Source organism: Propioniciclava soli (genome assembly GCF_014858005.1).
In the GTDB taxonomy this organism is placed as follows: Bacteria; Actinomycetota; Actinomycetes; order Propionibacteriales; family Propionibacteriaceae; genus Propioniciclava; species Propioniciclava soli.
Map to the genome: position 1 here is coordinate 263,118 of NZ_JACYOT010000006.1, position 19,691 is coordinate 282,808.

Annotated in this window: 18 protein-coding genes; 11 read left to right on the plus strand and 7 right to left on the minus strand. The window is 68.4% G+C overall.

All coding sequences use genetic code 11. The features are described from left to right. Positions 1-30 precede the first annotated feature (30 nt). Positions 31-1,428 (plus strand): FAD-binding oxidoreductase, encoded by a 1,398-nt coding sequence (locus tag IFY26_RS08250; protein WP_232548644.1) that lies wholly within the window; start codon positions 31-33, stop codon positions 1,426-1,428. A gap of 40 nt (positions 1,429-1,468) precedes the next feature. Then, positions 1,469-2,230 carry a decaprenylphospho-beta-D-erythro-pentofuranosid-2-ulose 2-reductase gene (locus IFY26_RS08255; RefSeq protein WP_232548511.1) on the plus strand — a complete coding sequence of 254 codons (762 nt, stop codon included), beginning with the start codon at positions 1,469-1,471 and terminating at the stop codon, positions 2,228-2,230. 39 nt (positions 2,231-2,269) lie between these two features. Here the strand turns inward: IFY26_RS08255 and IFY26_RS08260 are convergent, their stop codons facing one another. Further along, positions 2,270-3,136 carry an aminodeoxychorismate lyase gene (locus IFY26_RS08260; RefSeq protein WP_232548512.1) on the minus strand — a complete coding sequence of 289 codons (867 nt, stop codon included), beginning with the start codon at positions 3,134-3,136 and terminating at the stop codon, positions 2,270-2,272. Between the two features lie 37 nt (positions 3,137-3,173). Here IFY26_RS08260 and IFY26_RS08265 point away from each other — a divergent pair, with 37 nt between their 5' ends. Continuing rightward, complete coding sequence (locus IFY26_RS08265) at positions 3,174-4,013, plus strand: sulfurtransferase (protein WP_232548513.1); 840 nt, start codon at positions 3,174-3,176, stop codon at positions 4,011-4,013. A 561-nt stretch (positions 4,014-4,574) separates the two neighbouring features. Here the strand turns inward: IFY26_RS08265 and IFY26_RS08270 are convergent. Both IFY26_RS08270 and IFY26_RS08275 read right to left on the minus strand, forming a co-directional pair. Continuing rightward, a complete protein-coding gene (locus IFY26_RS08270; RefSeq protein ID WP_232548514.1) occupies positions 4,575-4,739 on the minus strand; it encodes a hypothetical protein in 165 nt (54 codons plus the stop codon). A 93-nt stretch (positions 4,740-4,832) separates the two neighbouring features. Beyond that, entirely contained in the window at positions 4,833-4,994 is a 162-nt protein-coding gene (locus tag IFY26_RS08275) for a hypothetical protein (protein ID WP_232548515.1), read from the minus strand. An 886-nt stretch (positions 4,995-5,880) separates the two neighbouring features. Between IFY26_RS08275 and IFY26_RS08280 the strand changes: the two genes are divergently transcribed. Together IFY26_RS08280 and IFY26_RS08285 are read left to right on the plus strand one after the other, a co-directional pair. Continuing rightward, positions 5,881-6,165, plus strand: coding sequence for a hypothetical protein (locus IFY26_RS08280; protein ID WP_232548516.1), 285 nt, complete (start codon positions 5,881-5,883; stop codon positions 6,163-6,165). A 43-nt stretch (positions 6,166-6,208) separates the two neighbouring features. Further along, positions 6,209-6,661, plus strand: coding sequence for a hypothetical protein (locus IFY26_RS08285; RefSeq protein ID WP_232548517.1), 453 nt, complete (start codon positions 6,209-6,211; stop codon positions 6,659-6,661). On the opposite strand, the gene IFY26_RS08290 is transcribed toward IFY26_RS08285, so the two are convergent. After that, entirely contained in the window at positions 6,658-7,569 is a 912-nt protein-coding gene (locus IFY26_RS08290; RefSeq protein ID WP_232548518.1) for a nucleotidyl transferase AbiEii/AbiGii toxin family protein, read from the minus strand. The genes IFY26_RS08285 and IFY26_RS08290 overlap by 4 nt on opposite strands. After that, entirely contained in the window at positions 7,562-8,617 is a 1,056-nt protein-coding gene (locus tag IFY26_RS08295) for a type IV toxin-antitoxin system AbiEi family antitoxin domain-containing protein (RefSeq protein WP_232548519.1), read from the minus strand. Before IFY26_RS08295 ends, IFY26_RS08290 begins: the two co-directional genes overlap by 8 nt. 173 nt (positions 8,618-8,790) lie before the next feature. Between IFY26_RS08295 and IFY26_RS08300 the strand changes: the two genes are divergently transcribed. Next, entirely contained in the window at positions 8,791-9,024 is a 234-nt protein-coding gene (locus IFY26_RS08300; RefSeq protein ID WP_232548520.1) for a hypothetical protein, read from the plus strand. A gap of 566 nt (positions 9,025-9,590) precedes the next feature. Here the strand turns inward: IFY26_RS08300 and IFY26_RS08305 are convergent. Continuing rightward, complete coding sequence (locus tag IFY26_RS08305) at positions 9,591-10,139, minus strand: hypothetical protein (protein WP_232548521.1); 549 nt, start codon at positions 10,137-10,139, stop codon at positions 9,591-9,593. A gap of 386 nt (positions 10,140-10,525) precedes the next feature. Then, entirely contained in the window at positions 10,526-11,956 is a 1,431-nt protein-coding gene (glnA, locus tag IFY26_RS08310; RefSeq protein WP_232548522.1) for a type I glutamate--ammonia ligase, read from the minus strand. Between the two features lie 376 nt (positions 11,957-12,332). Between glnA and IFY26_RS08315 the strand changes: the two genes are divergently transcribed. The 5 genes from IFY26_RS08315 to IFY26_RS08335 all read left to right on the plus strand — a co-directional run bounded on the left by IFY26_RS08315 (position 12,333) and on the right by IFY26_RS08335 (position 19,568). After that, a complete protein-coding gene (locus tag IFY26_RS08315; protein ID WP_232548523.1) occupies positions 12,333-12,752 on the plus strand; it encodes an RDD family protein in 420 nt (139 codons plus the stop codon). A 215-nt stretch (positions 12,753-12,967) separates the two neighbouring features. Next, positions 12,968-14,818: an ABC transporter family substrate-binding protein gene (locus IFY26_RS08320; protein WP_232548524.1), complete on the plus strand. Its 1,851-nt coding sequence runs from the start codon at positions 12,968-12,970 to the stop codon at positions 14,816-14,818. Positions 14,819-14,959: 141 nt separating this feature from the next. Further along, the gene (locus tag IFY26_RS08325) at positions 14,960-16,486 is read left to right on the plus strand and encodes an ABC transporter permease (RefSeq protein ID WP_232548525.1); all 1,527 of its coding nucleotides are present in this window, start codon (positions 14,960-14,962) and stop codon (positions 16,484-16,486) included. Then, a complete protein-coding gene (locus tag IFY26_RS08330; RefSeq protein WP_232548526.1) occupies positions 16,483-17,778 on the plus strand; it encodes an ABC transporter permease in 1,296 nt (431 codons plus the stop codon). The genes IFY26_RS08325 and IFY26_RS08330 overlap by 4 nt, the downstream gene beginning before the upstream one ends. Continuing rightward, positions 17,775-19,568 carry an ABC transporter ATP-binding protein gene (locus IFY26_RS08335; protein WP_232548527.1) on the plus strand — a complete coding sequence of 598 codons (1,794 nt, stop codon included), beginning with the start codon at positions 17,775-17,777 and terminating at the stop codon, positions 19,566-19,568. The genes IFY26_RS08330 and IFY26_RS08335 overlap by 4 nt, the downstream gene beginning before the upstream one ends. The last annotated feature ends 123 nt before the right edge of the window (positions 19,569-19,691 follow it).

The window sequence follows — 19,691 nt, forward strand, 5'->3', positions numbered from 1 at the left end:
GCCCGCAGTAGGCTCGGTGGGGTGAGCAGCATGCCGTCCCCGACCCGCCTGACCGGCTGGGGCCGTACGGCCCCGAGCGTGGCCGAGGTGATCAGCACCCCCGATGTGGACGCCCTCGCCGCGGCCGTGCGGCGCGAGGCCGAGCGCCGGGCGTCCGGCCAGGGCCGTGGGGTGTTGGCCCGCGGGCTGGGCCGCAGCTACGGCGACGTCGCCCAGAACGGCGGCGGGTTGGTGGTCGACATGACACCGCTGGATCGCATCCACGCGATCGACCCGGACGCCGCGACCGTCACGCTGGACGCCGGCGTCAGCCTGGACGCCCTGATGCGCGCCGCGCTGCCCCACGGGCTGTGGGTCTCGGTGCTGCCGGGGACGCGGCAGGTGACCGTCGGCGGCGCGATCGCCAACGACGTGCACGGCAAGAACCACCACAGCGCCGGCAGCTTCGGCGACCACGTGCGCAGCATGGACCTGCTCGTGGCGGACGGCCGCGTCCTCACCCTCACGCCCGACGGCAGCCCGGACGACCCGGACGCCAGCCTGTTCTGGGCCACGGTGGGCGGCATCGGGCTGACCGGCATCATCCTGCGGGCCACGCTGGCGATGACGCGCACCGAGACCGCGTACTTCAAGGCCGACGGCGTCGTGACGCACACCCTGGCGGAGACGATCGCCGTGCATGCCGACGGCTCCGAGCAGCGCTACGACTACAGCTCGGCGTGGTTCGACGCGATCAGCGCTTCGCCGAAGCTGGGCCGCGCCGCGATCAGCCGGGGCAACCTCGCGACGCTCGACGAGTTGCGGGAGCTGGCGCCGAAGCTCGCCGCCGATCCCCTGGGGTTCAGCGGCAAGACGTTCCTCACGCTGCCCGACGTCTTCCCCAACGGCCTGGCCAACAAGGTGACGTTCGGGCTGCTCGGGGCCGCGTGGTACGGCAAGTCGGGCACGTACACCGACCACATCCAGAGCCTCACCGGCTTCTACCACCCGCTCGACATGTTCGGGGAGTGGAACCGCGCCTACGGCAGCGACGGCTTCCTGCAGTACCAGTTCGTCGTGCCGCCGGCGGCCGTCGCGGAGTTCACGGCCATCATCAAGGAGATCCAGCGCTCGGGCCACTACTCCTTCCTCAACGTGTTCAAGCTGTTCGGCGAGGGCAACCGGGCGCCGCTGAGCTACCCCATGGCAGGGTGGAACGTGTGCGTGGACTTCCCGATCCGAACCGGGCTGTCGGAGTTCCTGACCCGGCTGGACGCCCGCGTCGCCGAGTTCGGCGGGCGGCTCTACACGTCCAAGGACTCCCGGACGAGCGCCGCGACGTTCCACGCGATGTATCCACAGCTCGACGCGTGGATCGCGACCCGGCGTCAGATCGACCCCGACGGCGTCTTCGCCTCCGACATGGCGCGGCGTCTGGAACTGCTGTGACCACCGCCGCCCGACCCCTCGACGCAAGGAGAACCCCCTGATGCTGGACGCCACCGGCCACCCCCAGACGATCCTGCTGCTCGGCGGCACGTCCGAGATCGGGCTCGCCGTCGTCGCGGAATACCTGGCGCACGCCCCGGCCCGCGTCCTGCTGGCGGCACGGCCCGACAGCCCGCGCGTCGACGCCGCGGTGGCCGACCTGCGGCGGCGGGGGGCGCGGGAGGTGACCGTGCTGGCGTTCGACGCGGGCGACACCGACGCCCACCCCGGCGTGATCGACGCCGCGTGGGAGCACGGCGACGTGGACGTCGCCATCGTGGCGTCCGGCGTGCTCGGCGACGCCGAGCAGCTGTGGCAGGACCAGGCGCGGGCCGTCGAGCTCGCCCAGGTGAACTACACCGGAGCGGTGAGCGTCGGCGTCCTGGTGGGGCAGCGGATGTCGGCCCAGGGGTTCGGCCAGATCATCGCGCTCAGCTCGGTGGCGGGGGAGAAGGTGCGCCGCTCCAACTTCGTCTACGGTTCGAGCAAGGCCGGGTTCGACGGCTTCTACCGCAACCTGGGTCAGGCCCTGGCCCCGCGTGGGGTGAAGGTGCTGGTCGTGCGGCCGGGTCAGGTGCGCACGCGCATGTCGGCTGGCCTGAAGGAGGCGCCGCTGACGTTGGACGCCGCCGACGTCGCCCGGCAGGCCGTGGCGGCCGCGCGCGCCGGCAAGGAGCTCATCTGGGCGCCGCCGGCGTTCCAGGTGGTGATGCTGGTGCTGAAACACGTGCCGGCGCCCATCTTCCGCCGCCTGCCGATCTGAGCGGCGACCTCGCCACCCACCGCCCGCCGCCGCCGGATCTCAGCCCTCGGCCGGGGCGAACCCCGCCCACCGGGCGAGGGTGCGGGTGATGCGCGGGTTGAACGGCAGCGGGCGCCCGTCCAGCTCGACGACGGGGCACACGCCCCGGATCGCCGAGACGAGCCACACCCCGGTGGCCAGCCCCAGTTCCTCGGGCTTCATCAGGCGTTCCCGCACCTCGCGGCCCGCCGCGGCGGCGTGCTCGGCGATGACGGCGAGGGTGACGGACGGCAGGATCCCGGTGTGCGCGGTGGGCGTCGTGTCGAGCAGCCCGTGGCGGGCCACGACCAGCGCGCTGGTCGGCCCCTCCAGCAGGTACCCGTCGCTGCTGACGAAGACGGCGTCGTCGGCCCCACGGCGGGCCGCCTCGCGCTTGGCGGCCGCGTTCGTGGCGTAGGAGATGGTCTTGACGCCGCCGAGCAGCCACGGGGCGTCCCGGAAGGCGTCGGCGCGTCGACCCGTCGTCAGGGCGGCGACCCGCAGTGGCACGCACGAGCCCGGCACGGGGGCCACCAGCGCCACCCCCACCGGGTCGGACGCCACGAACTCGCCGCCGCGCGTCCAGATGACCTTGCAGACCGCCTCGCCCTCGCCCTCCCACGCCTCGGCCGCCTCGTGGACCAGCCCAGTCCAGGCGGCCACGTCGATGGGGGGCAGGCCCATGGCTGCCGCAGAACGCGCGAACCGTTCGAGGTGGCGGGTGGCGTGGTCGACGCGGACTCCCTCGGCGTCGCGGACCACGCGCAGGGCGTCGAAACAGCCGTCGCCGCGGGTGAAGCCCAGGTCGTCGGCCGGCACCAGAGGTGAGCCCGGGGTCAGGACGCCCCGGCCCAGCACGGCCACCACGCGGGGGATCGAGGTCTCCATGGGCTCAGGATAGGACGCGCGCGGCTAGGCTCGGCGCATGATCGCACCGGTGGTGGACGTGGCATGGCTGGCCGAGCACCCCGAGGCGGTGCTGGCTGACTTGCGGTGGCATCTGGACGGCCGCTCGGGCCTGGACGCCCACGCCCGCGGCCACATCCCCAACTCGGTGTTCGTGGACCTGCCGACCGTGTTGGCCGCAGAACCGACCCCGGACGGCGGGCGTCACCCGCTGCCGACGCCGGAGGTGTTCGCCGCGGGAATGCGCGCCGCGGGCATCTCCGACGACTCCGTGGTGGTGGCCTATGACGACGCGGGTGGGGCGTCCGCGGCTCGGCTCGTGTGGCTGCTGCGCTCGCGCGGGGTGGACGCGGCCCTGCTCGACGGGGGCATCGACGCCTGGCCCGGTGAGCTGGCCACCGGGGTGTGGACGCCACCGGCGCCGGGTGAGTTCACGGCCCGCCCCTGGGATCCGGCCGGCCTGGCCACCATCGACGACGCCGCCACGGCCCGGCACGTGGTGGACGCGCGGGCGTCCGAGCGCTACCGCGGCGAGACGGAGCCCATCGACCCCCGCGCGGGACACATCCCCGGCGCCATCAGCCTGCCCTTCGCCGGCAACCTGGACGCCGACGGCCGCTTCCTGCCCCCGGACGCCCTCGCCGAGCGTTTCCGCGCCGCCGGGTTGTCGCAGGACGCCGAGGTGATCGTCTACTGCGGCTCGGGCGTCACCGCGTGCCACAACCTGATCGCCCTCGAGCGCGCCGGGTTCGGCCGCCTGCGCCTCTACCCGGGGTCGTGGTCGCAGTACGCCGCCACCGAGCGGCCCGCCGCCATCGGGGACGACCCCGGCACGCGCCCCGCCGTCCACGTCGTCTGATCGTTGTCCGCCCGGGACGGCGAACGCTCCGCGACGGGGGTCGGGCTGTCAGCCGCACAGCGAGCCGTCGAGCAGGTGGCGACGCAGGGGTCCTCACACGCACCGGCGGCAACCAGCGCAACCGCGTCTGGATCGCCCCGGACGCCATCGACGCCCTCGACGCCTTCGCCGAGCGCGTGGGACGGCGCGCGTACTGACGCATCGCCCCCACGACGGTCCGCCGTCGCGGGGAGGGCGACCGAGGCAACGGATCGATGCTCTGCTGGGCAGGACGCTTCTTCGCCCGTGGCGAGACCCTTCGCGTCAACGCACGAATCCAATCGGCCCATGTGAAAGGGCCCTGACGCTTCGAAGATGCAGGTCAGGGGCCCTTTCAGGTCAACGGCACCTGTCAGAGGTCGAAGTGAATCTCGAACTCCCCAGCCGGCGTTGGGTGGGGTTGGAGATCTCGGGCAAACACCGTTTGACCTGCGCAAACGTCGATCTGGCTTGTTGGCCCGTGACGGCTGATTTCGGCGTCGAACGGTTCTCTTGCGGTATCACTGCGGTATTTGGAGGGCGTCATGTGTCTCCGTTTGAAAGGGGCGCGGCATCCAACTCCGGGGTCGGGAGCGCATCCTCCTTGATGTCGGCGTACGCGTGCGGACCGACGGCGAGGTGGCAGAAGTAGTCGATCAGCTTGCGGAGGTTGCGACACCGGTCGCCGTAGGTCGCGATCTTGCTCATCGCGAAGTCGGCGCTGCTCAGCGGAACGCCCTTGGAGTTGATCTGGATGGCGATTTCGGAGACGGTCTCGGCCTCAAGGTCGATGATTCCGATCTACGCGTTCTGGACCCGGCCCAGGTGGACGAGGTTGGTCTCGAAAATCTTAGCGTCGACATCGGGGTTGCATTCGAGGTACTTGCGCGCGAAGGACAGGGGCGACTCGGAGTTGAAGTACTCGCTGATGTCGGCGATCCACTGTGGGTTCTTTCGGATCACCGGGGTCAGCGTCGCGAAATCCTCGGTAATAGGATTGAAGGGGATCGTGATCCGAGCGGACTTATACCGCTTGTTGATCACGTTGAGGCTGGCAACGGCCGCCCGGGGCGCGGTGATGCGCTGCTGGCCGTTGATCAGGATCTGCTGGTGAGCGGGCGACCTGGCCGCGCTTGAGTTTGGCGCCGACCGACTGCCAGGTGATCAGGTAACCGACGGGGTAGCCCTTGTAGAGCGAGTCCTCAGGCCGCGGACCTTGACGCTGTCCCAGACGAAAGGACGCTGGAGCTCCGGGATCGCTATCGGGTCACTCTTCACGTCTGCCAACGACTGTGTGATATCGGACTGCGTCACCGAGTACTTCGCCATTGCTGCTCCTCGCTTGGTCGTGAGACACGCTAACGGCATCCTCCGACACGCACCGGGCAATCGAGCCCGGACATCCTCGGCCTACGACGTTGTGTGGCTGACTACGTCGACGGTCGTGCGCCGGGTGTCCTCGTCGCGACGGCCCAGGTCGTATTCGGCTGGGGCCGGTGCCTGGAGGGTGCGTCGACGACCGCCGCCCAATGCGTGCGCATCGACTCGGCCACGTCCATCTCGGGCCACAGGTCGATGAGGAGCTGCGTCGAGGTAGAGGCGCAAGCTCCCCCCCGTCGCCGTAGGCCAGTAGCCGCTCGTAGACGAGCTTTCGGTCGGCGCCGAGCGAGCGGTCCCGCCAGAACTCGTCGTTGTCCTCGTCGATCAAGTCGAAGAACTTGATCCTGCGGAAGCATGCCGGCGCTTCGAGCCGCCACAGCCGATCGGGGACGGTGTGAACGGAAACCGGAATCCCGGTGGCGCTGGGTGCTCGGTGAAGCTGACTCGGGCGACAGGAAGGAGCAGCGTGATGAGCGTCGCGAAGTGCCTCGGCGTCGATGATCTCGCCCCGAACATGCAGGAAGTACGCGCCGAATGGCCTTGTTGGCAGGACGTTGAGCAGGCGCTGACCGTCGTCGACGACCTCGTGGTTCTGCCGCGCTGGATGAAGCACTCGGCGCCCATCGAGCGGGACGCTGTACTCGCAGGGCTTCGTCGTCTGGCCGAGCGAGATCCGCGCGCCTATGTCGCACTCGCCTGGCTGGTTGTACCTGGCGCATCGCTGGTTGCCGGTCGACTGCGCAGGCTCGGCTAAGTGGTCGCCGGCCAGCTGTGGATCCAGATCTGCGACCACGATCATGGCCGACGACGCGTACGTCGCGACGACGATCCTGAGGCGTGTTGAGCGCGAGTCCATGGCTGAGCTCGGTTTCGGCGAGCTGGCCAAGCGTCGCGATCCCACGTGGGCGAGCTCGGTCCTCATCGAGCGGTACGACGAGACGATCCCGGCGGGGGACGCGGACGCCGAGGAGTTACGGGTGCAACTCACAGAGCTCCTGCGACGGGCTCTCGACTCAGGAGCGCTGTCCGACCAGGACCGCGGTTTGCTCCTGGATCTGGCTCTCGCGGCCAACCTTGCGGATGCACCCCTTCGGCGTGGCAGGGCTGGGCTGACCACGCCGTCGGTCGCCCAGTTGGTCAGTGAGGATCACGTGCTCGCGGCCCGGACGATCCGCCGCCACGCCGCGAATGCGCTCTACAGGCTGGGGGAGGTCGCCCGTCAAGGCGGGCGCTCTGACGACTGGCCTTAAGTCCAGGACAGCGTCTCATGCGACCACGTCTTGCCATCGGCATCGCCGGAGAGTGCGGGGTCGATGAGGCGTTTCGCGAGATCGGCGGCGAGGTCCACGCTGCGGTAGTCGGTGCAGTGGGGGACGGGCCTGCTGAGTTTGGCGTAGCCGGCTCCCCACGCGGAGGGCACCGCGAAGCTGTCGAACCGCTTCATCTGGCGTCGGCGTGCCTCGATGACGATGGCGACTCGCAGCGCGCTGCCGTCGATGTCCTGCGTAGTCGCGATGACGACAAGGTCGACGAGGTCCTTCTCGCGGCTCGACGTACGTTCGTTGTACTCGGTCATGGTTGCGCAGACCTTGTCGGCGATCTGGTCGACGACGGGGTAGAGGCGGTACTCGTGGCTGACGAGGCGCGGCAGCTCCAGTGCGTTCGCCGGGTCGGTCGTGGTGACCTCTCCGGTGATCCCGCTGCCGACGGCGAGGTCAACCTGCAGCGAGCCCTTGGTGCTGAGGCCGATGAGGATCTCGAACCTGGCCTGGTAGCCTTCGGTGTAGGGCTGGGTGTCGTTGCCGATCGACTGGGTGTGGCTGACGTACTGGAACCGGAAGTGGTCACCGAGGTCGATCTCCGTCAGGCGGATCAGGTCGTCGAGAGCTTCGGTGAGAGTTAAGCCGCGGCGGTACAGGTCGATGTCCCGAGTGGCGCGGGTCGAAGGCACTCGGGCGAGCATGCCCGTGCCGCCCTTCAGCACCCACTTGGAGTCGCCGGCCTCGGAGAACACGCGGCTCAGGAAGCGGTTGAAGTACTCCAGCTGGATCCGGTTGTTGACGTCGAGTGACGGATCGGCAGCAGCTGCCCTCCTCGCTGCGTCCTTGATCGCGTTTTCGACGCCGCGCGGAGTGGAGTACGGCTCGGGCTCAGCCACGCGTGACCGCCTTCTGGGTCTCACGAATGGCGGCAAGCGTCTCCGGCTTCAGCGCGATGCTGTCGCTCAGCGCAGTAACCCATCCCCGGCTGATCTTCTCCATGACGTCGCTGTCAACGAGCTGTGCTGAGATTCGGCGCGCGACCTCGTCGAGACCTGCGTTCGTGAGCAGGTCGGCGCTCACGCGCTCCATAGTTGCGTTGAAGCCGGCGAGCTGGGGAGCCATCGAACTCCGGATTGTTGCGGCAACCGACTCTTGGATCGAGCGCCTGGTCTGTTGCATCTCGGGTGTCATGACGAGCCGATCGAGGTCTTGCTTGCTGAGGCCGACGAGGTAGTTCGCAGCGACCCGAGAGCCGAGCGACGCGTCGGCGGCGACTCGACGCGCGACAGCCTCCGGGTCGATGCCTGCGATCTCCATCAGCCGATCCAGCAGCGCGGCTCCATCACCCTTCTTGAGTCCGGTGCGCTGGGCGAGGTGAGCGAGGAGTGATCGGAGCCGCTCGAGGTCGAGCTCCCGCTTGCGAGTGGCGTCGCGGAGTGCGTCGGCGACGAGGCTGAGGTCGCCCACCTCTTCGACGAGATCGGCGATGGTGCGCTCCATCGTCATGACCGGCAGACCATCGACGAGCGTGACGTCGCAGGGGTCGAGGGTGCGCTGGCGGTAGCGAACGGCGCTGCGCTGACTCTGGCGGCGGCCGGGGGAGACGAACTCGTGCCGCAGGGCGCGGAAGTCGCCGATGCCGTGCAGGTCGGCGGCGGACTCTCCTGCCACAACGACACCGTTGGCGGGGTCCTTGATGCGCGCCTCGCCCATCGCCTTCGGATCGGTGCTGAGCCAGGCTGCCTTCAGGTCGTCGTGCGGGCCGGCGGGAGCGCCGGCGTCCTTGTAGACCCCGTGAGCGAGACGTTCTAGCTGGCCGTCCGCGGCGAGTCGGGAGAGGTCGAGGCGTGTGATGCCGTGCAGGCTGGCTTGAGCCGACGTCACCATGCCCCACTGGTAGGCGGTGACCTCAGCGAGCACGTGGAGGGCATCCTTTGACTTCATGCTTGGAGTGTATCGCCTCAGTGGATACATTCCAAGCGCACAGTTGGCCATCAAGGCCCCAGGGCAGGGCCGCTGCTCGAAGGCGTCGTGCGACGCAAGTCATCGAACGGAGCCGCGCGCAGGGTTCGCCGTGCGACGAGGTCCTTCACCCGATAGGCGAGCGCGGCAGTTGGGTGGTCCACCGGCAGCGGTTCACGGGCGAAGGCGAGCTCGAGCATCCGCTCGGCGTCGACCCCCTTACGGTGGAGGCCGTCGAGGTACTTCGCCAACTGACCGGCCTGCTCGTCGCGATGCCCGACGTGCGCGACGATCCGCTCCTGCCAGACGTCGAGGGCTTCGCCCTACCGGGCGTTGATCCGGTTGGTGAGGTTCCGGTGGTACGCCGCCTCGTCATTGTCGTGGGGTAAAGGTCCGGCGAGGCTGCGCTCGTCGGCGGGCACGCCGGTGCCAGCGCGCCAGACGGCGAGCTCTCGCCGTAGCTCGGCCGTGAGGACGTCGTCGTATCGCGTCGTCTAGGCCGGCAACCTCTCGCGTCGGGCGACTTCGCTAGCCAGCGCGCTGGCTCGGCGCGAGCGCTCGGACAGGTACGGCCCCCAGCTCGGATGGTCGGCCACAACCTCGGGGATGCCCGGCAGTCAGGGGAGGGTCTGGGTCCCGCGTACTCAGGGGCAGCACGCAGCATGGATGCGGCGAGGGTGACCGCGTCGGCGTACCGCGTGACCGCGTCGTGCAGCTGGGCCTCCGGCGAAGCGCCCGTAGTTTGCGTCGTGGCGGCGGAGACGGCCGCACCGTCGCGGGCGAGGATCCCTTCGAGCACCTCGGTTGCGGTCAGCGCACATTTGTCAGTCGAGCTGGGCAAGGCGTGTGTGTCATCGAAGCCGCGGACGAGGTGGGCGTGGTTCTCGACGCGACCCGGGTGAGCATCGTGTAGAGCAGCTGCCGGTCCTCCGCGCTCGTGCGATCCACTCGATGACTAAGCGTCGTAGTCCTGGATGGCGAGGGCTTCAGCCCACGAGGTCTCAACCAACGTGCCATCAGGACGGCCGATGGGGTCCTGCCCGTCGTCCGCGGTCGATTCTGCAAGCGCGGAGCCGAGTAAGTCGGCGGTGATCGGCTCACTCCCTACCACCAGCTCGTAAATCGAGATCCGAAGCCCGACCCGAAGGCCAAGGCCTGGAAAGCGCGATACGACGTAACCAGGAGGATCGACGACCGCCTCTCCGGTGCTTGCCGCCAGGACGAACGGCTCGTAGTAGGCGCGCCAGAAAAGGTCGAGGTCAACGGCGATGTCCACGGCCACCTCCTCCTGTGGGGGATCAACGACGTCGACGTGGAGCCGATCCCAGACGCCGGAGTAGGGGACTGGGAAGGATGAGACGCAACCGAGGGCGACAGCAGGCTTCTGACCATTGATGCTCTTGATCATCGACTTCTGGGCTGCCAGCTGTGAGGGCAAGCCACTCTCCATGCCGTTCGAGCGACCCTTCGCCTCGGCAACGATCCAGTCTCCCGGCAACGTCATGCCGAACAGATCGGGGCGCTTCCGTCCGAGGCCAAAGAACACCCGGTGCCGAGTCGCGTATCGGTCCACATGCATGAGGAACGCGACGCCAAGCTGTTGCCGGCAGCGGGGAAGCCCTGGGCCGTGAACGGCGCTTCGAGGAGGGTGGGCATCGGCAAACTCCAGGTCCGGAAGAACATGAGGTCCACGCAAGTCTACCGTTTCGACCGGGCGGCCACCGAGAGATGGGGTGGCAAGCTCAAACCGTCCTGACGACCCGTCGAGAACCGCTCAGCGGAATCTCCTACGGTACTTCTGCGGTATTTGGCCCCCACGAGCCCAAGCGAAAAGGGCCCCTGACGCTGCGAAAATGCAGGTCAGGGGCCCTTTCAGGTCAACGGCACCTGTCAGAGGTCGAAGTACATCTCGAACTCGTGCGGGTGCGGACGCTGACGGAGGGCGTTGATGTCCTCCTTCTTCAGGTCGATCCACGTCTCGATCAGGTCGGAGGTGAACACGTCACCGGCGAGGAGGAAGTCGTGGTCGGCCTCGAGCGCCTTGAGAGCCTCCTCCAGCGAGCCGGGAACGGTCGCGATCTCGGCGTGCTCCTCGGGGGGCAGCTCGTACAGGTCCTTGTCGACCGGCGCCGGCGGCTCGGTCTTGTTGGCGATGCCGTCGAGCCCGGCCAGCAGCATCGCGGAGAACGCGAGGTACGGGTTGGCCGACGGGTCGGGGCAGCGGAACTCCATCCGCTTCGCCTTGGGCGAGGGGCCGGTGATCGGGATGCGGATGCACGCCGAACGGTTGCGCTGGCTGTAGACCAGGTTGACCGGCGCCTCGAAGCCCGGGATCAGGCGGTGGTAGGAGTTCGCCGTGGGGTTGGTGAACGCGAGCAGCGCCGGAGCGTGGGCCAGGATGCCACCGATGTACCAGCGCGCCAGGTCGGACAGGCCCGCATAGCCGGCCTCGTCCGCGAACAGCGGCTTGCCGTCCGCCCAGATGGACTGGTGCACGTGCATGCCCGAACCGTTGTCGCCGAAGATGGGCTTCGGCATGAACGTGGCGGTCTTGCCCGCCTCCCACGCCGTGTTCTTGATGATGTACTTGTACTTCATCAGGTTGTCCGCGGCCGTCAGCAGCTCGGCGAACTTGACGGCGATCTCACCCTGGCCGGCCGTGCCGACCTCGTGGTGGGCCCGCTCGATCTCCAGACCGGCGTTGATGAGGTGGCGCACCATGTCGTCACGCAGGTCACCGAAGTGGTCCACGGGCGCGGCCGGGAAGTAGCCACCCTTGTACTTCACCTTGTAACCGCGGTTGACGCGGCCGTCCACGTCGTTCTCCGAGCCGGTCGCCCACGCGCCCGCCTCGGACTCGATGAAGTAGTAGCCGGCGTTCTGCTTGGTCTCGAAGCGCACCGAGTCGAACACGTAGAACTCGGCCTCGGGGCCCATGAAGGCGGTATCGCCGATGCCCGTGCTCTTCAGGTACTCCTGCGCCTTGCGCGCGATGTTGCGCGGGTCGCGGCTGTACGGCTCCTTGGTGATCGGGTCGTGCACGAACCAGTTGAGCACCAGCGTCTTGCTCTTGCGGAAGGGATCCAGGTACGCCGTCGTCGGGTCGGGCAGCAGGGCCATGTCCGACTCGTGGATCTTCTGGAAGCCGCGGATCGAGCTGCCGTCGAAGCTCAGACCGTCCTCGAAGACGTCGGGAGTCAGGAACGACGCGGGGATCGTGAAGTGCTGCATCACACCGGGGAGATCGCAGAAGCGGACGTCGATCGTCTCGATCTCGTTCTCGGCCACGTACGCCAGCAGTTCGTCGGCGCCTTGGAACATCTTTCCTCCGAAACGGTAGGGATTGGACCCTGAGACAGTAACCGTCCCGGCGCGGCCGTTCTTTACGTCCATGTTTCAGCAGTGTTACGCCACCCTGGGGGCTCCGCCCCCAGCCCCCCACCCCCTGCCGCCACCCTGGGGGCTCCGCCCCCAGCCCCCCGCTCCGGAGGCTTCGCTCCCAGCCCCCCGCTCCGGAGGCTTCGCTCCCAGCCCCCCACCCTGGGGGCTCCGCCCCCTGCCGGACCCGGGCGGGATGGTGGCCGGAGCATGGCTGAGCATTTGGACCCGAGCAAATGGCGCCATGGCGCCACAACCTCGGGTCCAAACGACAGCGGCGGACGCCGGCGCCCCGCCGTGGCCTCGGTAGGCTCGCCGGGTGAGTGGAGACGAGCCGCTGCCGGGGGCGTCCCTCGGTCTGCCCGCGCAAGGACGCGGGTCGCTGGCGTCCTGGCCGCAGCGGGTTCTGGCCCTGGCCCTGGACTGGGCAGCATCGATGATCGTCGCCGTCGGAGTCTTCGGCACCGGCGTCCTGACCGACCAGGGGTGGCGGGCCTGGATGATCCTCGCCGTGTTCTTCGTCGAGAAGGCGCTGCTGACCGCGCTGACCGGCAGCAGCTTCGGCCAACTCCTCGCCGGGGTGGGCGTCACCCGCACCGACCGCAGCGCCGTGGGATGGTGGCGCCCCGTGGTGCGGGCGGCGCTGATCTGCTTGGTGCTGCCCGCCCTCGTCATCGGCGCCGAGCGACGCAGCCTCGCCGACCTCGCCCTCGGCACCGTCGTCGTCCGACGCCGCTGACCGTCACCGCACCACCAGCCTTCACTTTCACAATGAGGCGGACGCTGTGCCGCTCGGGTTCCACTTCGGTAACGAAACGACTTCACTGCGTCACGCATGGTTGGGGCGTCCCCATACAGCTGTGTACGGTGCTGGTCACGAAGTTCACGCTGTCCCGAGTCCGGGCAGGGTGGCGCAGTAGCCCTGCCGAGGGCACATCACCACTTGGAGGAACATTGAGCAAGCGCAAGCTCTTCGCAGCTGCGGCCACCGCGGTGGCCGGCGCGCTGGCGTTGTCGGCCTGCACGCCGACCACGCCCGGCACGACGGGATCGGGCACCGGCGGCGACGCCGCGACCCCGACGGCGATCAACGTGGCATGGAACCAGGCGTTCTTCAGCCGCAACAGCGACACCGACTACGGCAACGCGACCGCGAACAACAACATCCTGTACATGGCCAACGACGCGATCGGCTACTACAACCAGGATCTCGAGATCACCCAGAACCCCTCGTTCGGCAGCTACGAGCTCGTTTCCGAGGATCCGCTGCAGGTGGAGATCAACTTCGCCGAGACGGCGACCTGGTCCGACGGCACGCCGGTGACTGCCGCTGACGCCGTGCTGCTGTGGGGCGCCACGTCCACGAACTTCAACACGGTGTCCGAGGCGGAGCAGGAGTCGATCGAGGTCGACGACGACACCGGTGAGGTCTCCGGCGTCGCGGGCGACGCGGTCTACTTCAACGCCGCCTCGCCCGGGTACCAACTCATCACGGATTTCCCCGAGATCTCCGACGACGGCAAGTCGCTCACCTACACCTTCTCCCAGCCCTTCGTGGACTGGGAGATCCTGGCCATGAGCCCGACCACCGTGCCCGCGCACGTGGTGGGCATGCGCGCGCTGGGGGCGGCGGACGCCGAGGCCGGCAAGCAGGCCGTGCTGGACGCGTTCCAGAACAACGACCGCGCCGCGCTGGCGGAGATCGCCAAGGTGTTCAACAACGACTTCAACTTCAAGTCGATGCCGACCGAGGAGGACCTCCTCGTCAGCAGCGGCCCGTACGTGATCACCGACCTCGTCGAGGAGCAGTACATCACGCTGGAGCGCAACGAGAACTACCAGGGCGAGCGCACCCCGTCGATCGACCAGGTCACGGTCCGCATCATCCCTGACGCCCAGGCGTCGGTGCAGGCCCTGCAGAACGGCGAGGTGCTCATCACCCAGCCGCAGTCGACCGCCGACATCCTCCAGCAGCTCCAGGCGATGGACAACGTCGAGGTGCTGACCCAGTCGGGCGCCACCTACGAACACGTCGACCTGGTGTTCAACAACGGCGGGCCGTTCGACCCGGCGACCTACGGCGGCAACGCCGACACCGCGCGTCTGGTGCGCCAGGCGTTCCTGCAGGCCATCCCGCGCCAGCAGATCATCGACAACATCATCAAGCCGCTCAACCCCGAGGCCGAGGTCCGCAACAGCTTCAGCGTCGTTCCCGGTTCGCCCGAGTACGACGCGACGGCAGAGGCCAACGGCATGGAGGCCACCTACGGCGGCGGCGGCAACGTGGACGCGGCGCGCGAGCTGCTCGCCCAGGCCGGCGTCACCAACCCGACGGTCCGCATGATGTTCGCGCAGAACAACACGCGTCGTCAGCAGGAGTTCCAGCTCATCAGCGAGGCCGCCGGCCAGGCGGGCTTCACCGTGGTCGACGTGTCCAGCGTCGACTGGGGCCAGCTCCTGAGCCAGAACGACCAGTACGACGCGTCGCTCTTCGGGTGGCAGTCGACGGCCGTGGGCGTCTCGCAGGTGCCGCCGAACTTCCTGAGCGACGGCCAGAACAACTACGGCGGTTTCAACAGCACCCGTGCCGACGAGCTGCTCAACGAGCTGAACGTCACGACGGACCCCGACCGCCAGAACGAGATCGTCCGCGAGGTGGAGAAGATCCTGGTCGACGAGGCCTTCGGCATCACGATCTTCCAGTTCCCGGAGATCACCGGCATCAGCAACCAGGTGACGGGCGTCTCGTCCATCCCGCTCGCGCCGACCTACTTCTGGAACTTCTGGGAGTGGGAGGTCGCCTGATCCTCGGATCAGCGACATCTCCAGAGCAGGACACGGTGGGGCGCCAGGTTGCCTGGCGCCCCACCGGCGGGTGTGGGGCACTAGCATCCTCGGGTGCACCAACCCAACCGACCGACCCAACCTGTTGATCCGGAGTAGCCCATGGCACGCTTCATCGCGCGACGTCTCGCGCTCGCAGTAGGCACGCTGTTCGTCCTGTCGTTCCTGATGTACGGCCTGCTCGAGTTCGCGCTCGACCCATTGGTGGACCTCCGCGAGAATCCCGCCCCGAACCGGCAGGAGCTCATCGACAACCGCATCCGCCTGCTGAACCTGGACGTGCCGTGGTACCAGCGGTACTTCCTGTGGCTGGGCAACTTCCTCACCGGTGACTTCGGCATCGCCTGGCGCACCATGCAGCCGGTCGCGACGCTGGTCCGTGGCGCCATCGCCACGTCGGTGCAGTTGGTCTTCGCCGCCACCATCATCTCGATCCTCCTCGGCGTGACCATCGGCCTCGTCTCGGCGCTGCGTCAGTACACGAGCTTCGACTACGCGATCACGTTCGTGTCGTTCCTGCTCTACTCCCTGCCGATCTTCTGGGTCGCGGTGCTGCTCAAGCAGTTCCTCGCCATCGGTGCCAACGACTACCTGCAAAGTCCCACGGTGAACTGGCCGCTGGTCGTGATCCTGAGCATCGTGTCCGGCCTGTTCTGGGCCGGTGCGCTCGGCGGCAAGCGGGCCAAGCGCATCCAGGTGTTCGTCGGCGCGTTCGTCGTGACCCTGGCCGTGTTCGCCGGCGCCCTGCTCACCGGCTGGGTGAACAACCCGACCATCGGCATCGTGGGCATCGGCGTCCTCTCGGTCGCGCTCGCCCTGGGCGTCAGCGCCCTGTTCGCGGGCATGAACAACAAGCGCGCCCTGTACGCGGCGCTGACGACCGCCGTGCTCGGCACGGTGCTGTGGTGGCCGCTGCAGTGGCTGTTCTTCTACGTCGAGATGAACTGGCTGTGGATCATCGGGTTGCTCGCGCTGTCCCTCGCACTCGCCGCGCTCATCGGGTGGCTGTTCGGCGGGCCCGATCGGCAGATCTCGATCCGGGGCGCCATGATCACCGCCCTGTTCACGAGCGTGCTGATCTTCGTCGACCGCGTCCTGCAGACGTGGGTCCCGTACAACAACGCACCCCAGATCCGGGGCCGTCCGCTCGCGACGATTGGCGCCTCGACGCCCGGCCTGAACGCCGACTTCTGGATGGCGCAGCTCGACCGGGCGACCCACATCATGCTGCCGACGCTGGCGCTGGTGCTCATCTCCTTCGCGACCTACGTGCGTTACCAGCGCGGCGCGATGCTCGAGGTGCTGAACCAGGACTACATCCGCACCGCCCGGGCGAAGGGCCTGTCGGAGCGGGTCGTCATCGTCCGCCACGCGCTGCGCAACGCGCTGATGCCGCTGGCCTCCATCGTGCCGGTGGACTTCATCACGCTGATCGGTGGCGCCGTCATCACCGAGACCATCTTCGGCTGGGCCGGCATGGGTCGGTTGTTCATCACCTCCATGGACGGCCAGGAGGTCGACCCGGTCATGTTCTACATCATCTTGACCGGCGGCCTGGCGATGATCGCCAACCTCGTCGCCGACTTCCTCTACGCCGTCATCGATCCGAGGATTCGGGTGAACGCATGAGCAACGATCGTTTCCAGAACAACGAACCGGACGACGCGGATCGTCTCGAGCAGGCGTTGCCGGATGGTCCGCAGGCCGATCGCGAGATCGGCGTCGACGCCAACGACGCCGGCGAGGCCGCCAGCGCCCGCACGGGCGAGGCCACGGCGGACGCCTACGGGCGCGGCGAGGGCGTCGGTGAGGGCCAGGAGGTGCAGGGCCTCTCCCAGGGCCAGATCGTCTGGAGCCGGTTCATCCGGCACCGCGGCGCGATCTTCGGCCTCGTCACCCTCGGCCTGGTGATCCTGTTGTCGGTGCTGAGCATGGGCATTGGCCCCATCCCCGGGCTGTGGCGCGTGCAGGAGATCACCTCCGGCGACGTCATCGACGGCGGGCGCCCCACGCTGAGCGTCCCCGGCATCGGTGGTGCCACCGGTTTCGCCATTGGCGCCAACCCGTTCGGGCAGGATTCGCTCGGCCGTGACTACTTCGCCCAGGTGATGCTGGGGGTGCAGACGTCGCTGCTGGTGGCGTTCATCCTGGGCATCGTCGCGCTGCTCATCGGCGTGACGGTCGGGTCGGCGGCCGGCTTCTACCGCGGCAAGGTCGACATGGCGCTCATGCGATTCACCGACCTCATCATCACCCTGCCGGTCATCGTGCTGGGTGCGGTGCTCGGCGCCCTGGTCTCCCGGGTGCCGCTGCGCATCGGGGCGGGGCCGGAACTGACGGCATCCATCCGCGAGAACATGCCGGTGATGCTGGCCGTCGCCCTCGGGTGCATCCTGTGGACCGGCCTGGCACGACTCGTCCGCTCGGAGTTCCTGACGTTGCGCGAGCGCGAGTTCGTTGATTCGGCCCGCGTGGCCGGTGCGAGCGACTGGCGCATCATCACCAAGCACATGCTGCCGAATGCCATCGGCGTCATCGTGGTGAACGGCACGCTGCTGATGTCGGCCGCCGTGACCCTGGAGGCGGCCCTGAGCTTCGTCAACTTTGGCATCGGGCCGCCCAACATCTCGCTGGGGTACCTCATCTCCGACAACCAGGGGGCGTTCTCGACGCGTCCGTGGCTGTTCTGGTGGCCCGGTCTGTTCATCATCCTGATCGCCCTGAGCATCAACTTCATCGGCGACGGGTTGCGCGACGCGTTCGACCCGCGCACGAAGAAGATCCCGTCCGCCCGCGCCATGGCCAAGGCCGAGAAGCAGTTGGTCGCGTCCCGGGGGGCCGCCAGCGCCCAGAGCAACGGCGCGACCGCCGTCCAGAGCAACGGCGCCACCGCCGTCCAGAGCAAGGAGGACGCCTCGTGAGCAGCACCCCTTCGCGCTCGGTCTTCACCGACGCCATCAAGTTGAGCAAGGACACGGGAGGCCCCGTCGCCAAGGGTGACGTCATCCTCGACGTCAAGGACCTCACCGTTCGGTTCTGGGTGGGGCAGGAGTGGTTTACCGCCGTCGAGAACATGAGCTACCAGCTCCGCGCGGGCGAGGTGCTCGCGATCGTGGGTGAGTCCGGCTCGGGCAAGACGCAGTCCTCCATGAGCCTGCTCGGCCTCCTGCCTCCGACCGGGCGGGCCACCGGCTCGGCCGATCTCAAGGGCACTGAGCTCGTGGGCATGAGCATTCAGGAGCTGCGGGAGGTGCGCGGCAACGAGATCTCGGTGATCTTCCAAGAGCCCATGACCGCGCTGAACCCGGTGTACACCGTCGGGTTCCAGATCGTGGAAACCCTCCGGACGCATTACCTCATCAACCCCGGTGCCGCCAAGGAGCGGGCGATCGACCTCATGCGTATGGTCGAGATCCCCGACCCGGAGGACAGCTTCAACAAGTTCCCCCACCAGCTCTCCGGTGGTCAGCGGCAGCGCATCATGATCGCCCAGGCGCTGGCCTGTGAGCCGAAGCTGCTGATCGCCGACGAGCCCACCACGGCGCTCGACGTGACCGTGCAGGCCGAGATCCTCAAGCTCATGCGCCAGCTCCGCGAGCGGGTCAGCGCCGGCATCATCCTCATCACCCACGACATGGGCGTGGTGGCCGACATGGCCGACCGCATCATCGTGATGAAGGACGGGCGCGTCGTCGAGCACGGTTCCTCCGACGAGATCTTCAACCACCCGCAGCACCCCTACACCCAGCAGCTGCTGGCGTCCGTGCCGCACCTCGCCGAGCACGTCGAATCCACCGAGTTCGACACCCCGCCGCGCACCGTCATCGAGGCCGAGGGCACCCCGGTGCCCCTCAACGAGCCCCTCTCGGACGCGGCGCCCGCGCTCCTCATGGAGGACGTCGCCATCGTCTACCCCAAGCAGGGCCGGCGGGCGGAGTTCCGTGCCGCCGAGCACATCAACCTGCGCGTCGAGCAGGGCGAGGTGGTCGGCCTGGTGGGGGAGTCCGGCTCGGGCAAGACCACGATCGGACGCGCCGCCGTCGCCCTCCTGCCCGTGCGGGAGGGACGCCTGACCGTCGCGGGACACGACATCACCAACGCCTCGATGAAGGAACTCAAGCCCTTCCGCAAGACGGTGGGCATCGTGTTCCAGGATCCGGGCAGCTCGCTCAACCCGCGCCTGCCCGTGGGCGAGTCCATCGGCGAGCCCCTGCTGCTGCACGAGGGCCTCAAGGGCGCCGACCTGAGCCGCCGCGTCGAGGATCTCCTCGACTCCGTGCACCTGCCGCGCTCCATGCGCAACCGGTACCCGCACGAGCTCTCCGGTGGGCAGCGGCAGCGCATCGGCATCGCCCGATCGCTGGCGCTGAACCCGAAGCTGCTGATCGCCGACGAGCCCACCTCGGCGCTCGACGTGTCGGTGCAGGCACGCGTCCTGAAGCTCTTCAAGGAGCTGCAGGAGCAGTACGGCTTCGCGTGCCTGTTCATCAGCCACGACCTGGCGGTCGTCGAGCAGGTCTCCACGCGGATCGCCGTCATGCACCGTGGCCACCTCGTCGAGGTCGGGGACACCCTCGACATCGTCACCCGCCCGCAGCACCCCTACACCCAGCGGTTGCTCTCCGCGGTGCCCGTGCCCGACCCGGCCGAGCAGCGCAAGCGCCGCGAGCTGCGCGACGCGATCATCGAGCGCGAGCACCTGGTGAGCTGAGGCTCGCCGGTACGACGCGTGCGCCCGGACGGTTCCGACCGTCCGGGCGCCCGTGCGTTCGGGGACGGGTGGTGAGGGGGAGCGGTGGCCACGGGGCCCAACGGGCCGTTCACGCGGCGCAGC

Excerpts from the sequence above, each read along its gene's own strand:
- IFY26_RS08250 (WP_232548644.1), top strand. The coding sequence starts at position 31 with ATGCCGTCCCCGACCCGCCTGACCGGCTGGGGCCGTACGGCCCCGAGC.
- IFY26_RS08255 (WP_232548511.1), top strand. The coding sequence starts at position 1,469 with ATGCTGGACGCCACCGGCCACCCCCAGACGATCCTGCTGCTCGGCGGC.
- IFY26_RS08260 (WP_232548512.1), bottom strand. The coding sequence starts at position 3,136 with ATGGAGACCTCGATCCCCCGCGTGGTGGCCGTGCTGGGCCGGGGCGTC.
- IFY26_RS08265 (WP_232548513.1), top strand. The coding sequence starts at position 3,174 with ATGATCGCACCGGTGGTGGACGTGGCATGGCTGGCCGAGCACCCCGAG.
- IFY26_RS08270 (WP_232548514.1), bottom strand. The coding sequence starts at position 4,739 with ATGAGCAAGATCGCGACCTACGGCGACCGGTGTCGCAACCTCCGCAAG.
- IFY26_RS08280 (WP_232548516.1), top strand. The coding sequence starts at position 5,881 with ATGAGCGTCGCGAAGTGCCTCGGCGTCGATGATCTCGCCCCGAACATG.
- IFY26_RS08285 (WP_232548517.1), top strand. The coding sequence starts at position 6,209 with ATGGCCGACGACGCGTACGTCGCGACGACGATCCTGAGGCGTGTTGAG.
- IFY26_RS08295 (WP_232548519.1), bottom strand. The coding sequence starts at position 8,617 with ATGAAGTCAAAGGATGCCCTCCACGTGCTCGCTGAGGTCACCGCCTAC.
- IFY26_RS08305 (WP_232548521.1), bottom strand. The coding sequence starts at position 10,139 with ATGACGTTGCCGGGAGACTGGATCGTTGCCGAGGCGAAGGGTCGCTCG.
- glnA (WP_232548522.1), bottom strand. The coding sequence starts at position 11,956 with ATGTTCCAAGGCGCCGACGAACTGCTGGCGTACGTGGCCGAGAACGAG.
- IFY26_RS08325 (WP_232548525.1), top strand. The coding sequence starts at position 14,960 with ATGGCACGCTTCATCGCGCGACGTCTCGCGCTCGCAGTAGGCACGCTG.
- IFY26_RS08330 (WP_232548526.1), top strand. The coding sequence starts at position 16,483 with ATGAGCAACGATCGTTTCCAGAACAACGAACCGGACGACGCGGATCGT.